Annotated in this window: 11 protein-coding genes and 1 tRNA gene; 10 read left to right on the top strand and 2 right to left on the bottom strand. The window is 67.2% G+C overall.

Translation table 11 applies throughout. The annotated features are described in order from the left end of the window. The first annotated feature begins 3 nt into the window (after positions 1 to 3). From GGR64_RS02185 to pnp, 10 genes are all read left to right on the top strand, one after another. Positions 4 to 1,506, top strand: coding sequence for an NADH-quinone oxidoreductase subunit M (locus GGR64_RS02185; RefSeq protein ID WP_184643680.1), 1,503 nt, complete (start codon positions 4 to 6; stop codon positions 1,504 to 1,506). Between the two features lie 36 nt (positions 1,507 to 1,542). After that, entirely contained in the window at positions 1,543 to 3,018 is a 1,476-nt protein-coding gene (nuoN, locus tag GGR64_RS02180) for an NADH-quinone oxidoreductase subunit NuoN (RefSeq protein ID WP_167087552.1), read from the top strand. A gap of 207 nt (positions 3,019 to 3,225) precedes the next feature. Further along, a tRNA-Met gene (locus GGR64_RS02175) sits at positions 3,226 to 3,302 on the top strand. A 207-nt stretch (positions 3,303 to 3,509) separates the two neighbouring features. Beyond that, a complete protein-coding gene (gene rimP, locus GGR64_RS02170) occupies positions 3,510 to 4,115 on the top strand; it encodes a ribosome maturation factor RimP (RefSeq protein WP_184643678.1) in 606 nt (201 codons plus the stop codon). Then, positions 4,112 to 5,623: a transcription termination factor NusA gene (gene nusA / locus GGR64_RS02165; protein ID WP_160969862.1), complete on the top strand. Its 1,512-nt coding sequence runs from the start codon at positions 4,112 to 4,114 to the stop codon at positions 5,621 to 5,623. Before rimP ends, nusA begins: the two co-directional genes overlap by 4 nt. A 95-nt stretch (positions 5,624 to 5,718) precedes the next feature. Beyond that, positions 5,719 to 8,439, top strand: coding sequence for a translation initiation factor IF-2 (gene infB, locus GGR64_RS02160; protein ID WP_184643676.1), 2,721 nt, complete (start codon positions 5,719 to 5,721; stop codon positions 8,437 to 8,439). Between the two features lie 114 nt (positions 8,440 to 8,553). Continuing rightward, a complete protein-coding gene (rbfA, locus tag GGR64_RS02155; RefSeq protein WP_184643674.1) occupies positions 8,554 to 8,967 on the top strand; it encodes a 30S ribosome-binding factor RbfA in 414 nt (137 codons plus the stop codon). A gap of 215 nt (positions 8,968 to 9,182) precedes the next feature. Next, positions 9,183 to 10,109, top strand: a complete 927-nt coding sequence (truB, locus tag GGR64_RS02150; protein WP_160969856.1) for a tRNA pseudouridine(55) synthase TruB — start codon at positions 9,183 to 9,185, stop codon at positions 10,107 to 10,109. 204 nt (positions 10,110 to 10,313) lie between these two features. Continuing rightward, entirely contained in the window at positions 10,314 to 10,574 is a 261-nt protein-coding gene (gene rpsO, locus GGR64_RS02145; protein WP_003467392.1) for a 30S ribosomal protein S15, read from the top strand. A gap of 165 nt (positions 10,575 to 10,739) precedes the next feature. Continuing rightward, positions 10,740 to 12,848, top strand: a complete 2,109-nt coding sequence (gene pnp / locus GGR64_RS02140) for a polyribonucleotide nucleotidyltransferase (protein WP_160969854.1) — start codon at positions 10,740 to 10,742, stop codon at positions 12,846 to 12,848. Positions 12,849 to 13,110: 262 nt separating this feature from the next. Here pnp and GGR64_RS02135 read toward each other — a convergent pair whose 3' ends face one another. Together GGR64_RS02135 and GGR64_RS02130 are read right to left on the bottom strand one after the other, a co-directional pair. Further along, the gene (locus GGR64_RS02135; protein ID WP_184643672.1) at positions 13,111 to 14,454 is read right to left on the bottom strand and encodes an EAL domain-containing protein; all 1,344 of its coding nucleotides are present in this window, start codon (positions 14,452 to 14,454) and stop codon (positions 13,111 to 13,113) included. Positions 14,455 to 14,555: 101 nt separating this feature from the next. After that, complete coding sequence (locus tag GGR64_RS02130; protein ID WP_160969850.1) at positions 14,556 to 14,885, bottom strand: DUF3175 domain-containing protein; 330 nt, start codon at positions 14,883 to 14,885, stop codon at positions 14,556 to 14,558. Between the last annotated feature and the right edge of the window lie 415 nt (positions 14,886 to 15,300).

The raw sequence follows: 15,300 nt of genomic DNA, 5'->3' as shown, positions 1-15,300 counted from the left end.
CACGTGTCGAACTGGCCTCTACTCTCCATCCTGATCTGGCTGCCGATCATCGGCGGCGCCCTGGTGCTCGCCCTGCGTGATGCGCGTGCGGCGCGCTGGGCGTCGCTGCTGGTGGCGTTGCTGACCTTCGTGCTCAGCCTGCCGCTGCTCACCGGTTTCGACTACGCCAGCGACGCGCTGCAGTTCGTCGAGACCCACGCCTGGATCCCGGCGTACGACATCGGCTACAACCTCGGCGCCGATGGCATCGCGGTGGCGCTGATCGTGCTGACCACGCTGGTCACGGTGCTGGCGCTGATCGGCGCGTGGACCTCGATCGACAAGCGCGTCAACCAGTACGTGGCCGCGTTCCTGATCCTGGAAGGCGTCACCGTCGGCATCTTCTCCGCCACCGACGCGATGCTGTTCTACGTGTTCTTCGAGGCGATGCTGATCCCGATGTTCCTGATCATCGGCATCTGGGGCGGCCCGCGCCGCATCTACGCCGCGGTCAAGTTCTTCCTGTACACCTTCCTCGGCTCGGTGCTGATGCTGGTCGGGTTGATCTACCTGTACCTGAAGGGCGGCAGCTTCCAGCTCGCCGACCTGTACCAGCTGTCGCTGACCTCCAAGGAACAGACCTGGCTGTTCTTCGCCTTCCTGATCGCCTTCGCGGTCAAGGTGCCGATGTTCCCGGTGCACACCTGGCTGCCGGACGCGCACGTGGAAGCGCCGACCGCCGGTTCGGTGATCCTGGCGGCGATCGCGCTGAAGATCGGCGGTTACGGTTTCCTGCGCTTCAACCTGCCGATCCTGCCCGACGCCAGCAACGAGTGGGCGTGGCTGGTGATCGCGCTGTCGCTGATCGCGGTGATCTACGTCGGCCTGGTCGCGCTGGTCCAGGACGACATGAAGAAGCTGATCGCCTATTCGTCGATCGCGCACATGGGCTTCGTCACCCTCGGCACCTTCGTCGCCTTCGCCCTGGTCGGCTTCGGCAGCACCGATGCGGCCCGGCTGGGCCTGCAGGGCGCGATGGTGCAGATGATCTCGCACGGCTTCGTGTCCGGCGCCATGTTCTCCTGCGTCGGCGTGCTGTACGACCGCATGCACACCCGCCGCATCGCCGACTACGGCGGCGTGGTCAACGTGATGCCGTGGTTCGCGACCTTCGCGATGCTGTTCTTCATGGCCAATGCGGGCCTGCCGGGCACCAGCGGCTTCGTCGGCGAGTTCATGGTCATCATGGCCAGCTTCCAGGCGCATCCGCTGCTGGCCTTCGGCGCGGCGACCACCCTGGTGATCACCGCCGCCTACACCCTGTGGCTGTACAAGCGCGTGTTCTTCGGCGAAGTCGCCAATGCGCACGTCGCCGAGCTGAAGGACATCAACGGCCGTGAGGCGCTGGTGCTGGGCGTGTTCGCGCTCGGCGTGCTGGCCCTGGGCCTGTATCCGAAGCCCTTGACCGACCTGATGGAGCCCTCGATCGCGAAGCTGGCGGCGCAGATCGCCACCAGCAAGCTGTAAGCGGCCGTCGAGCGTATTGATTCCAGAGATTTGATGATGACCACCCCTGCGCTGCTGCCTCTGACCACCGTCGACCTGCCGCCCCTGCTGCCCGAGCTGGTGCTGACGGCCGGTGCCTTCTTCCTGCTGATGCTCGATCTGTTCATCAGCGAGCGCAACAAGGCCTGGACCCACATCGTCTCGGTGGCGATCCTGGTCGCGGTGTTCGCGATGCTGCTGGCCGGCGTGGGCGGGCAGGGCGAGGTGTTCAACGGCATGTTCGTGCGCGACGCCGCCGCCGACGTGATGAAGACGGTGATCGTCGGCCTCAGCGCGCTGACCCTGATCTATGGCTGGAGCTACCTGCGCGAGCGCAAGCTGTACCAGGGCGAGATCCCGGTGCTGGTGCTGTTCGCCACGGTCGGCATGATGATCCTGGTCTCGGCCGGCAGCCTGCTGATGGTCTACCTGGGCCTGGAACTGCTGGCGCTGTGCTCCTACGCACTGGTCGCCTCCAACCGCGACAACGGCATGGCCACCGAAGCGGCGATGAAGTACATCGTGCTCGGTTCGCTGGCCTCCGGCCTGCTGCTGTACGGCATGTCGCTGATCTACGGTGCCACCGGCACGCTGAGCCTGAGCGGCATCCACGAAGCGATCGGCAACGGCCGCGAGCACATGCTGCTGCTCACCGGTACGGTGTTCATGATCGCCGGCGTCGCCTTCAAGCTCGGCGCCGCGCCGTTCCACATGTGGCTGCCGGACGTCTACCAGGGCGCCCCGGCGCCGATCGCGCTGTTCATCAGCTCGGCGTCCAAGCTGGCTGCGTTCGGCATGGCCTACCGCCTGCTGGAAGTGGGCGTGGGCCCGCTGGCGGCGCAGTGGCACTGGGTCATCGGCGGCCTGGCGGCGCTGTCGCTGGTGGTCGGCAACCTGATGGCAGTGGCGCAGAGCAACCTCAAGCGCATGCTGGCGTACTCCACTGTCTCGCACATCGGCTTCCTGCTGCTGGGCGTGGCCGGTGGCGGCGAGCGCGGCTATGCGGCGGCGCTGTTCTACGCGATCTGCTATGCGGTGATGTCCACGGCTTCGTTCGGCGCGATCATCGCGCTGTCGCGCAAGGGCTTCGAAGCCGAGAACATCGACGACTTCAAGGGCCTGAACGCGCGCAACCCATGGATGGCGTTGCTGGTGCTGTGCATCATGGCCTCGCTGGCCGGCGTGCCGCCGTTCCTGGGCTTCTGGGCCAAGCTGGCGGTGCTGGGCGCGGTGGTCGCAGTGCCCGACCAGAACCTGTGGTGGACCGGCCTGGCCGTGCTGTCGGTGCTGTGCGCGGTGATCGGTGCCTTCTACTACCTGCGCGTGATCAAGGTGATGTACTTCGACGAGCCGGTCGGCACGCCGCTGCCGGCCAACGACGACCGCGTGCTGAGTGTGGCGCTGGGCGTCAACGCGCTCGGCCTGCTGGCCTTCGGCCTGGCCTGGAGCCCGCTGATGGCGTGGTGCCAGCGCGCCTTCGCGCACCTGGCCTGATCGCGAAAGGGCGGTTTTCCCGCTGTTTTACGCCAACGCCGCCGTAAGGCGGCGTTGGCTTTTTTGCATTCGGCGATGCGATTGGTGTTTCGTTTTCCATCGCGTGCGGTTATCATGGCGTCCTTCGAACGGCAGCGTCGCTACCGCATCGAGATGAAAATCAGGGCTTGCAATTGACGCACTGATTCTTCATAATTCCGCTTCTGCTGCGGGGTGGAGCAGTCTGGCAGCTCGTCGGGCTCATAACCCGAAGGTCGCAGGTTCAAATCCTGCCCCCGCTACCATATTTGTCTGCAGCGGCAACCAGTCCATCGGTTGTCTGCGGCAGGGAAGTTTGGGCTTCGCGATGACGCATGTTCCCGTCGTCGCAACCGGAATCCAGCGTGACCGGAGTCGTACCGGACAAGGGGCCCAGAGGGCCCTTTGTCGTTTCCGGGGTCCGGGAAATATCACGCAACCGACTCTTCAACCCTTCAGATGCAAGGCAGGCTGTGAGCGACAAGGCAAACGAAATCGCGACGTTGCTGGGCCCGACCGTGGACGCGTTGGGTTTGGAACTGCTGGGCGCCGAATATCTGCCGGCCCCCGGCGGCGCCACGCTGCGCCTGTATATCGACGTGCCGCTGGCAGAGCAGCCCGAGCGCATCGTCAACATCGACGATTGCGAGCGGGTCAGCCGCGAGGTCTCGGCGCAACTGGACGTGGAAGACCCGATCAGCGGCAACTACACGCTGGAAGTGTCCTCGCCGGGCGTGGACCGGCCGCTGTTCAGCGCCGAACAGTTTTCCCGCCACCTGGGCGAATCGGCCAAGGTGGTGTTGAAGTTGCCGCAGCAGGGCCGTCGGCGCCTGCAGGGGCGCATCGTGCAGGCCGACGCGGATGCCGGCCGGATCACCTTCGAGGTCGACGGCGCCGAACTGGCAGTGGACTTCGACAACATCGACAAGGCGCGGATCATGCCCGACTGGGCCGCGTTGGGCCTGGCCCCGACCAAGCCGGGCAAGGGTCCGAAGCCGGCCGGCAAGAACGCAAAATCCAATAAGAAACCATCCAACGAACCGGCGGCCGACGAGGCTGCGCGCGGAGCGAAAGAATGAGCAAGGAACTGTTGCTGGTAGTCGACGCGGTGGCCAACGAAAAGGGCGTGCCGCGCGAAGTGATCTTCGACGCGATCGAGGCCGCATTGGCGTCGGCGGCGAAGAAGCGCTACCCCGACCAGGACGTGCTGACGCGCGTCACCATCGACCACAAGGATGGCAATTACGAAACCTACCGCCGTTGGGAAGTGGTGGCTGACGACGTGGTGATGGAATCGCCCGACCGGCAGATCCGCCTGATGGACGCGGTCGACGAGGCCGAGGGCGTGGACGTCGGCGACTACATCGAAGAGCAGATCGAGAATCCGGACTTCGGCCGCATCGCCGCGCAGGCCGCCAAGCAGGTGATCGTGCAGCGCGTGCGCGAGGCCGAGCGGCAGCAGGTGGTGGACGCATGGAAGGATCGCGTCGGCGAACTGGTCACCGGCGTGGTCAAGCGCGCCGAGCGCGGCAACATCTACGTGGACCTGGGCGGCAACGCCGAGGCCTTCATCCCCAAGGACAAGGGCATTCCGCGCGACGTGCTGCGCGCCGGCGATCGCGTGCGCGGCTATCTGGCCGAAGTGCGTTCGGAGCCGCGTGGCCCGCAGCTGTTCATCAGCCGCGCCGCGCCGGAATTCATGATCGAACTGTTCAAGCTGGAAGTGCCGGAAGTGGGCCAGGGCCTGGTCGAGATCAAGGCCTGCGCGCGCGATCCGGGCGACCGCGCCAAGATCGCGGTGCTGGCGCACGACACCCGCACCGATCCGATCGGCGCCTGCATCGGCATGCGTGGTTCGCGCGTGCAGGCGGTGTCCAACGAGCTCAACGGCGAGCGCGTGGACATCGTGCTGTGGAACGACAACCCGGCCAACTTCGTCATCAATGCGATGGCGCCGGCCGAGGTGCAGTCGATCATCGTCGATGAAGAAAAGCACTCGATGGACCTGGCGGTGGCGGAAGATCGCCTGGCCCAGGCGATCGGCAAGGGCGGCCAGAACGTGCGCCTGGCCAGCCGCCTGACCGGCTGGCAGCTCAACGTGATGACCGCCGAGCAGGTCGCGGCCAAGTCCGAGGCCGAGCAGGCCGTCGCCCGCCAGTTGTTCATGGACAAGCTGGAAGTGGACGAGGAAATCGCCGCGATCCTGGTCGCCGAGGGCTTCAACTCGGTCGAGGAAATCGCCTACGTGCCGGTCGGCGAGCTGCTGGCGGTGGAAGGTTTCGACGAGGACATCGTCGAGGAACTGCGCGCCCGTGCCCGCGACGCGCTGCTCAACGAGGCGCTGGCCGCCGAGGAGAGCGACGAGGATGGTGTGCCGGCGGCGGACCTGCTGTCGCTGCCGGGCATGGACGAAGCCACCGCTTACGCGCTGGCCGGCCATGGTGTGCGTACCAGCGAGGACCTGTCGGATCTGGCTGCCGACGAAATCCTCGAGTTCGGCATCGAGGACCTGGACAAGGACCGCGCCGCGGCCCTGATCCTGGCCGCCCGCGCCGAGGAGATCGCCCGCCTGGAGCGCGGCGAATGAGTCAGCGATGAATGCCGCCCTGACCCGATCAGGGCTTAGAATCCGCGCTACCTTCGCACGCGGCGAGGGGGCGCCAACCAGATCATAGGATCCGAATGTCGCAGCAAACCACCATCCGCAAGCTGGCCGAACTGGTGAACACGCCGGTCGAGAAACTGCTGGTTCAACTGGCCGACGCCGGGATGAAGTTCAGCGGTCCCGACCAGGTCGTCACCAGCACCGAAAAGATGAAGCTGCTGGGCTTCCTGCGCCGTACCCACGGCAAGACCGACAAGCCGGTCGAGGAAGAGGCCCAGGCGGCGCCGAAGAAGATCACCCTGAACCGGCGCAAGCTGCAGGAAGTGACGGTCAGCGCCGGGCGCAGCAAGACCACGGTCAACGTCGAGGTCCGGCAGAAGCGCACCTACGTGAAGTCGGCCGAGGACCTGGCCGCCGAGCGTGCGGCGCCGTCCGCGGGCGGACGGGTGGATGACGAGCGCGCCGAGATCCTGCGCAAGCTGGAGGAATCCAAGCAGCGCAACCTGGCCGAACAGCAGAAGCTCGCCGAGCAGGACCGTGCGCGCGCCGAGGAAATCGAGCGCAAGCGCAAGGCCGAGCAGGACGCGCGCGAGCGCGCCGAGGCCGAGCAACGCGCCGCGCAGGCCGCGCTGGACGCCGAATCGGCGCCGCCGGCCGCGGCTGCGTCGGCGCCTCAGAACGCCGCTGCGGCGCCGCGCCCGGCTCGTCCGGCCGTCGCGCCGCGCCCGGCTGGTGGCGCGCCGCGTCCGGCGGGTGCAGCGCATCCGGCCAAGCCGGCGGCGCCGCGCAGCGACGACCGCAACAATGCCAACAACAAGCACAAGACCCGCGGCTCGCACGTGATGGTCGCCGGGGTCGAGGACGACGACAGCACCAGCCGCTTCGCCGGCCAGCTGCACCTGTCCGCGGCCGATCGCGCGCGCCGTTCCAACGTGCGCGGCAAGCCGCGCGGCGGCAGCCACAGCGGCGGCCGTCGCCAGGCCGAACCGTTGCGCAGCGGCGGCGGCGCGCACGGTTTCGAGCGTCCCACCGCACCGGTGGTGCGCGAAGTGGCGATCGGCGACACCATCACCGTGGCCGACCTGGCGCAGAAGCTCGCGCTGAAGGGCGGCGACGTGGTCAAGGCGCTGTTCAAGATGGGCGTGATGGCCACCATCACCCAGTCCATCGACCACGACACCGCGGCGCTGATCACCGAAGAGCTCGGCCACAAGCCGGTGCGCGCAGGCAGCGCCGACGCCGAGGACGCGCTGCTGGCGCACACCGAGGACGCGCAGGGCGAGAAGCTGTCGCGGCCGCCGGTGGTCACCATCATGGGCCACGTCGACCACGGCAAGACCTCGTTGCTGGACTACATCCGCCGCACCAAGGTCGCCTCGGGCGAAGCCGGCGGCATCACCCAGCACATCGGCGCCTACCACGTCGAAACCGACCGCGGCGTCATCAGCTTCCTGGATACCCCGGGCCATGCCGCGTTCACCTCGATGCGCGCGCGCGGCGCCAAGCTCACCGACATCGTGGTGCTGGTGGTCGCGGCCGACGACGGCGTGATGCCGCAGACGGTCGAGGCGGTCAAGCATGCGAAGGCGGCCGGCGTGCCGCTGATCGTGGCGGTCAACAAGATCGACAAGTCCGGTGCCGATCCGCTGCGGGTCAAGAACGAACTGCTCGCGCAGGACGTGGTCGCCGAAGAATTCGGTGGCGACACCCAGTTCGTCGAACTCTCGGCCAAGACCGGCCAGGGCATCGATGTGCTGCTGGACGCGATCTCGCTGCAGGCCGAAGTGCTGGAACTGCGGGCGGTGGCCGAAGGCCGTGCCAGCGGCGTGGTGATCGAGTCCTCGCTGGACAAGGGCCGCGGCCCGGTGGCGACGGTGCTGGTGCAGCAGGGCGCGCTGAAGAAGGGCGACTACCTGGTGTGCGGCATCCAGTACGGCCGCGTGCGTGCGCTGTTCGACGAGACCGGCAAGCAGCCCGATTCCGCGGGGCCGTCGATCCCGGTGCAGGTACTCGGCCTGTCCGGCGTGCCGGATGCCGGCGACGACTTCGTGGTCGTCGACGACGAGCGCCTGGCCAAGGACGTGGCGCAGCAGCGCGAGACCAAGCGCCGCGAGTCGCGCCTGGTGTCCTCGGCGGGCAGCCGCATGGAAGACATCATGTCGCAGCTCGGCAAGGGCGAAGGCCAGCTGTCGCTGAACCTGGTGATCAAGGCCGACGTGCAGGGTTCGGTGGAAGCGCTGAAGCAGTCGCTGACCGCGCTGTCGAACGAGCAGATCCGCATCAACGTGATCCACTCCGGCGTGGGCGGCATCACCGAGTCCGATGCGAATTCGGCGCTGGCGTCCAAGGCCACGGTGATCGGCTTCAACGTGCGTGCCGACGCCTCGGCGCGGCGCATCATCGAGACCAACGGCATCGACCTGCGTTACTTCTCGATCATCTACGACGTGATCGACCAGGTGAAGCAGGTGGCGTCCGGTCTGCTGGGCGTGGAGATCCGCGAAGAGATCATCGGTGTCGCCCAGGTGCGCGACGTGTTCCGCAGCTCCAAGTTCGGCGCCGTCGCCGGCTGCATGGTGGTGGAGGGCGTGGTCAAGCGCAACAAGCCGATCCGCGTGCTGCGCGACAACACCGTGGTGTTCGAGGGCGAGCTGGAATCGCTGCGTCGCTTCAAGGAGAACGTCGACGAGGTGCGCAACGGCACCGAGTGCGGTATCGGCGTGAAGGCCTACAACGACGTCAAGGCCGGCGACCAGATCGAGTGCTTCGAGCGCATCGAAGTGCAGCGCACGCTGTAAGAAGCCGGGATTCGGGAGCCGGGATTGGGGAATGGGAAGAGCGGGGCGCTGCAGGCGCTTCGCTCGTCCCAGCTCCTTCCCGGTTACTTTGTTCCGAACAACGAGATTTTCGATATGCCCACCAAATCCTTTCACCGTACCGATCGCGTGTCCGCGCAGATCCGTCGCGACCTCGGCACGATCGTGCATGCGGCCGTGCGCGATCACGGCTTGCCGTCGGTCAGCGTGTCCGACGTCGAAGTCACCCGCGATCTGGCCCATGCCAAGGTGTTCGTCACCGCGCTGATGCAGGAGCGCTCGGCCGAGGCGGTCAAGGGCCTGAAGGAGCTGGCGCCGCAGCTGCGCAGCGAATTGGCCCGGGCGATGAAGCTGCGCCACGTGCCCGAGCTGCATTTCCACTACGACGATTCGGTCGATCGCGGCGAGCGCATCGACAATCTGCTGCGCGACATGCCGGAGCTGCGGCAGGATCAGGACGACGACAGCCGTGCCGCCGACGACGGCGAAGCATCGCCGCGCAAGGACTGAGCCCGCCGCCGATGCCCCGGCATCGGCGCCCACTGTTTGAACGGACGCGTCGAGCGCGGACGTTTCGTCTCGGCCGCGATCGCGGCGCTGCCTCATCCGCAACCGGCCCGCTGTTGTGCGTGCCTTCGCTATCTGCCTGTGTCGGTCGCACGCGCCCGGCAGATGCCGGATTCGCCCATCCCGAATCCCCAATCCCAACTCCCCGCCTGCACTCCATGCCTGTCTTCGGTCCGCGTCTGCCCCGTATCGTCTTCCGTCGCCTCGATGGCATCGTGCTGCTCGACAAGCCGATCGGCATGAGTTCCAACGCGGCGCTGCAGGCGGCGCGGCGGCTGTTCCGTGCCGAGAAGGGCGGGCACACCGGCAGCCTGGACCCGCTCGCCACCGGGCTGCTGCCGCTGTGCTTCGGCGAGGCGACCAAGCTGGCCGGGCTGCTGCTCGGCTCGGCCAAGGCCTACGAAGCGGAGGTCGTGCTCGGCGTCACCACCGACAGCGACGATGCCGAGGGTGCGGTGCTGCGGACCCGGCCGGTGCCGCCGCTGGACGCGGCCGCGCTGGAGGCGGCGCTGGCACCGCTGCGCGGGCGCATCCGCCAGCGCGCGCCGATCTATTCCGCGCTCAAGCAGGGCGGCGAGCCGCTGTACGTCAAGGCGCGCCGCGGCGAGGCGATCGAGGCGCCGGAGCGCGAGGTCGAGGTGCATGCGATCGACGTACTCGCCCACGCCGGCGATCGTCTGCGCCTGCACGTGGCCTGCGGGTCCGGCACCTACATCCGTAGCCTGGCGCGCGACCTGGGCGAGGCGCTGGGCTGCGGCGCGCACATCGCCGCGCTGCGGCGGCTGTGGGTGGAGCCGTTCCGCAACCCGCAGATGGTCACCCTGGAGCACCTGCAGCAGTTGGCCGCGCAGGATCCGGCAGCACTGGAGGCGCTGGTGCTGCCGCTGGCCGCCGGCCTGGCCGATTTCCCGCCGGTGCGCCTGGAGCCTGCTGCGGCGCAGCGTTTCCGCATGGGCCAGCGGCTGCGCGATCCGGCCTGGGCGCCCGGCCTGGCTGCGGTGTTCGACGCCGAGGGCGTCCCGCTGGGCCTGGGCCAGGTCGATGCGAGCGGGCTGCTGGCGCCGCAGCGCATGTTCAATCCGTGACCGCGCAGCGGTCGCGCCGGGTGTTACCTGACCGTCGTTCAGTCATGACACCGTCTTAACGCCTTGTTCCTGCAGGCCGGGACCGGTACAATTTCGCGGCCTTTCCGGCACGCTGCGCTCCGGCGCAATCCTTCGCAATCGGCGAGCCAGGCGGTGCGTCCTCTGCACGTTCCTGCCGGCCCCGCATCTCAGAGAAAACATCCCATGTCCATCGACACCCAGAAAGTCATCGAAGAAAACAAGCGCGGCGCTGCCGACACCGGTTCGCCGGAAGTCCAGGTCGCCCTGCTGACCGCCCGCATCGAACTGCTGACCGGCCACTTCAAGACCCACAAGAAGGACCACCACAGCCGCCGCGGCCTGCTGCAGATGGTCAACCGCCGCCGCAGCCTGCTCGACTATCTGAAGAAGAAGGATGGCGAGCGCTACAAGGCGCTGATCGAGAAGCTCGGCCTGCGTCGCTGAGGCAAACGAACCCCACCGCGGCGCAGTGATGCGCCGCGGTTTTGTTTTGGGTAGTACCGTGGTCCGGAGATTGCTCCGCGCCACCGGCCGGATCCTCCCGGCCACCCGCCAGCGGCATGGGCCGTCAGCGGTCCATTTGCAGACAGCATCATCCAAGGAAACCCCGTGGCAAAAATCACCAAAACCTTCCAGTACGGCAAGCACACCGTCACCCTCGAAACCGGCGAGATCGCACGCCAGGCCGGCGGTGCCGTCATCGTCAAGATGGACGACACCGTACTGCTGGTCACCGCCGTCGCCGCCAAGAGCGCGCGCGAAGGTCAGGACTTCTTCCCGCTGACGGTCGACTATCAGGAGAAGTTCTACGCCGGCGGCCGCATCCCCGGCGGCTTCTTCAAGCGCGAGGGCCGTGCGACCGAGAAGGAGACGCTGATTTCGCGGCTGATCGACCGTCCGATCCGTCCGCTGTTCCCGGAGGATTACAAGAACGAAGTGCAGATCATCGCCACGGTGATGTCGATGAACCCGGACATCGACGGCGACATCGCCGCGCTGATCGGCGCCTCGGCCGCGCTGTCGCTGGCCGGCACCCCGTTCAACGGCCCGATTGGCGCCGCCAAGGTCGGTTACAAGAACGGCGAATACATCCTCAACCCCACCGTGTCGGAGCTGAAGGACTCGCAGCTGGAGCTGGTCGTCGCCGGTACCGCCAACGCGGTGCTGATGGTCGAATCCGAAGCCGCGCTGCTGTCGGAAGAAGTGATGCTGGGCGCGGTTACCTTCGGTCATCGCGAGATGCAGAAGGTCATCAACATCATCAACGAGCTGACCGTCGAAGCCGGCACCAAGCCGTCCGACTGGGTCGCCCCGGCCAAGAACGAGGCCATGATCGCCGCGCTGAAGGAAGCGGTTGGCGATCAGCTGGCGTCGGCCTTCCAGGTACGCGACAAGCTGCAGCGCCGCGATGCGATCTCGGCGATCAAGAAGGACGTGATGGCGCAGCTGGCGCCGCGCGCCGCTGCCGAAGGCTGGGTCGCTGCCGACCTGTCCAAGGAGTTCGGCGAGCTGGAATACCAGACCATGCGCGGTTCGGTGCTGAGCACCAAGGTGCGCATCGACGGCCGTGCGCTGGACACCGTGCGCCCGATCAGCGTGAAGGCCGGCGTGCTGCCGCGTACCCACGGCTCGGCGCTGTTCACCCGCGGCGAGACCCAGGCGATCGTGGTCACCACGCTGGGCACCGCCCGCGACGGCCAGGTGATCGACGCGGTCTCCGGCGAGTACAAGGAAAACTTCCTGTTCCATTACAACTTCCCCCCGTACTCGGTGGGCGAGTGCGGCCGCTTCGGCGCGCCCAAGCGTCGCGAGATCGGCCACGGCCGCCTCGCCAAGCGCGGCGTGCTGGCAGTGATGCCGACCATGGAAGAGTTCCCGTACACCATCCGCGTGGTCTCGGAAATCACCGAATCCAACGGTTCCTCGTCGATGGCCTCGGTCTGCGGTTCGTCGCTGGCGCTGATGGACGCGGGCGTGCCGGTGAAGGCGCCGGTGGCCGGTATCGCCATGGGCCTGGTGAAGGAAGGCAACGACTTCGTGGTGCTGTCGGACATCCTGGGCGATGAAGATCACCTGGGCGACATGGACTTCAAGGTCGCCGGTACCGCCGAGGGCGTGTCCGCGCTGCAGATGGACATCAAGATCGAAGGCATCACCGAAGAGATCATGAAGCAGGCCCTGGCGCAGGCCAAGGCCGGCCGACTGCACATCCTCGGCGAGATGGCCAGCGCGCTGACCACCCCGCGTGCGGAGCTGAGCGACTACGCGCCGCGCCTGCTGACGATCAAGATCCACCCGGACAAGATCCGCGAAGTGATCGGCAAGGGTGGTTCCACCATCCAGGCGATCACCAAGGAAACCGGCACCCAGATCGACATCCAGGACGATGGCACCATCGTCATCGCCTCGGTCAACGCGATCGCTGCGCAGGCCGCCAAGGCGCGCATCGAGCAGATCACCTCGGACGTCGAGCCGGGCCGCATCTACGAAGGCAAGGTCGCCAAGATCATGGACTTCGGCGCGTTCGTGACCATCCTGCCGGGCAAGGACGGCCTGGTGCACGTCTCGCAGATCTCCAGCGAGCGCGTGGAGAAGGTCGGCGACAAGCTGAAGGAAGGCGACGTGGTCAAGGTCAAGGTGCTGGAAGTCGACAAGCAGGGCCGCATCCGCCTGTCGATGAAGGCCGTCGAGGAAGGCGAGGGCGTGTCGGCCGAATAAGCCGCGCGCGTCCACTGCCGTTCCAGGAAAAAGCGGGCTTCGGCCCGCTTTTTTCTTGCCTGGCGTTTGCGCAGGCGCAGCAACTGGCGAACGTGCCGTGTTGGTCGACGTTCGTGTGGATCAGGGTGGGGGCGGGGCATCGTCTGAGCGGCTTCAGCCGCGACAGGGCGCCACCGGTGATGCCAGGTCGCGGCTGAGGCCGCTCCTACACAGGATGTCCGTGGCGGGCGTGGCCGGAACGCAACGCTCGATCGCGCGCGCCTCAGCCGCTGCCGTCGCCGATCGCCGGATAGCGCGCCAGGTGCGCCGACAGGGGCCCGGGATGGGCGAGCTGGTAGCCCTGGCCGTAGCGCGCGCCCAGCGCCTGCAGCGTCGCCAGTTCGCTCTCGGTCTCGATGCCTTCGACGACCACGTCGGCATTGGTTTCCGCGGCGAAGGACAGGATCGCCATCGCCAGCCGCTGCCGACGCGGCTCGGCGTCGATGCCGCGGGTCAGGGTCAGGTCCAGCTTGATGATGTCCGGCGCCAGGTGCAGCAGGTGGCGCAGGCTGGCGAAGCCGGTGCCGGCGTCGTCCAGGGCGATGCGCAGGCCCTGCCGCTGCAGCAGGCCGACGTGCTCGGACAGGCGCGGATAGTCCGGCGCCTGCAGTTGCTCGGTGATTTCCAGCACGATCCGCGACAGGTCGTGGCCGTGCAGCAGCGCCTGCAGTCGCGGATGCAGCAGGGTCGGCGCGGACACGTTGATCGCCAGGTACAGCGGCGCCGGCAACTGCGCCAACAGTTCCAGTGCCTTGCACGCGGCGGCCAGTTCCAGCTCCAGCCCCAGCCCGACCCGGCTTGCATCGTCGAACCAGCGCAGCGGCGGCATCGCCGGATTGGCCGGAAAGCGCGATAGCGCTTCCACGCCGACGATGTGCTGCGATGCCAGGGCCAGCACCGGCTGGGTCACGATCTGCAGGCGCGCATCGGCGATGGTTTCGCGGATGCGGGTGGCGATCGCCGCCTTCTCGCGAAATGCGTGTTTCTCCACGTCCTGGCGGCGCGCGATGTCGGTCTGCAGCGCAGCGCGGTCCATGGCCAGCGCCAGCGTCGCCCCGACCAGGGTCGCCAGCAATTCCAGCGTGCGCACGTCCTGTGCACTGTAGGCGTCGGGTTGTGGCGCCAGTACCTTGAGCACGCCGATGCTGCGGTCGCCGTAGCGCAGCGGCACCACCAGCATCGAGCGCAGGCCGATGCGACGACAGGCTGCGCGATCCACCCGTGGATCGATTTCCGAATCGTCGCAGCGCAATACCTGGCCGCTGCGCATGCACAGGCCGGACAAGCTGCCGTTGCTGGGCAGGCGCAGGCCGAGGTGGCGCTCGGCGACGCCGCTGGCCGACCAGTACAGCATGTCGTTGCCGTCGCACATCTCCACCACGGCGCCGTTGGAGCGTGTCAGCTCCTGCGCGCGGTGGGTGACGACATCCACCACCTGCAGCGGATCGCTGCCGGCCGCCGCGATCTCGCCCTGCGCCAGGATGATACGCGACAGCAGCGCTGCGTCGTCTTGCGTCGCGGCGGCGGTTTGCTGGATGAGATCCGATATGTCGGATGCCTTGGCCATGTCCGCATCATGTGCAATGCGTTGGAGGACGGCAATCGGGCGGCGCGCGCGTGGCGTAGGCAGCGTACGGAACTGATCGCTCCATCACGCTGCACAACCGTCTACGTTCTGTCGCTTGCGTCACCTTTGCGTGGTTTGCCATACAGGCTGCGCAACTCGTCCTTGGCCTGCTCCAGGATCTGGCGGCGCTGCGCCGGCAGCTGATCGCCGGCCCGATTGATGTAGAAGGTCAGCATCGACATGGCCGAGCGATACGGACCGGTGCGGCGGCGTGCATGCAGGTCGGCCGACTGCTTGAGTGCACGTGCGATCGCGGCCGGGTCGTGGCCTTCGAAGACGGCCGGCGCGACGCCGAGCGATTGTGGCGCGTCGCGGTTGCGCTGCTGGCTCGGGTCGTTACTGGTGGTGAGGTACGGTCTGCTCTGTGCCATTGGTGATGCTCCTTGGCGATGGCGAATGGAGAGATACAACGCATACGCAGCCCAGCAATGCAGGACCCGATGGCAGATGCCGCCGCCACCCGCTGCCGTACGCGACAAGGCGACGGCAGTGCGACATCGAAGGGGAACGGTGCGGAGGCGACGCGAACGCACGCCGCCGCAGTCGCGTGCGCAGGTCGTGGAGCGTCCCGCGCGCGTGATGGGCGATGCCGTTTTTCGCTGGTGTTGCCGTGCCGCATTCCGTTCCCAGAAGCGAAGCTCGCGTGTGTTTCGCAAACGCTAGGCCGAGATACGTGATGCCGTCGACAACATAACCGCGCTGCGCGGAGCGAGTTGTAGACATTATGTCGTTCGATGAACGCTTAATGGAAAAGCCCCTAAAAAAAGGGCTCGCGTGCAAATGCGC

It is taken from the genome of Xanthomonas sp. 3307 (assembly GCF_014199735.1).
In the GTDB taxonomy this organism is placed as follows: domain Bacteria; phylum Pseudomonadota; class Gammaproteobacteria; order Xanthomonadales; family Xanthomonadaceae; genus Xanthomonas_A; species Xanthomonas_A rydalmerensis.
The sequence above is the reverse complement of the archived record's forward strand: the minus strand, read 5'-3'. Positions and strand labels throughout refer to the sequence as shown.

Excerpts from the sequence above, each read along its gene's own strand:
- nuoN (WP_167087552.1), top strand. The coding sequence starts at position 1,543 with ATGACCACCCCTGCGCTGCTGCCTCTGACCACCGTCGACCTGCCGCCC.
- nusA (WP_160969862.1), top strand. The coding sequence starts at position 4,112 with ATGAGCAAGGAACTGTTGCTGGTAGTCGACGCGGTGGCCAACGAAAAG.
- infB (WP_184643676.1), top strand. The coding sequence starts at position 5,719 with ATGTCGCAGCAAACCACCATCCGCAAGCTGGCCGAACTGGTGAACACG.
- rbfA (WP_184643674.1), top strand. The coding sequence starts at position 8,554 with ATGCCCACCAAATCCTTTCACCGTACCGATCGCGTGTCCGCGCAGATC.
- truB (WP_160969856.1), top strand. The coding sequence starts at position 9,183 with ATGCCTGTCTTCGGTCCGCGTCTGCCCCGTATCGTCTTCCGTCGCCTC.
- rpsO (WP_003467392.1), top strand. The coding sequence starts at position 10,314 with ATGTCCATCGACACCCAGAAAGTCATCGAAGAAAACAAGCGCGGCGCT.
- GGR64_RS02135 (WP_184643672.1), bottom strand. The coding sequence starts at position 14,454 with ATGGCCAAGGCATCCGACATATCGGATCTCATCCAGCAAACCGCCGCC.
- GGR64_RS02130 (WP_160969850.1), bottom strand. The coding sequence starts at position 14,885 with ATGGCACAGAGCAGACCGTACCTCACCACCAGTAACGACCCGAGCCAG.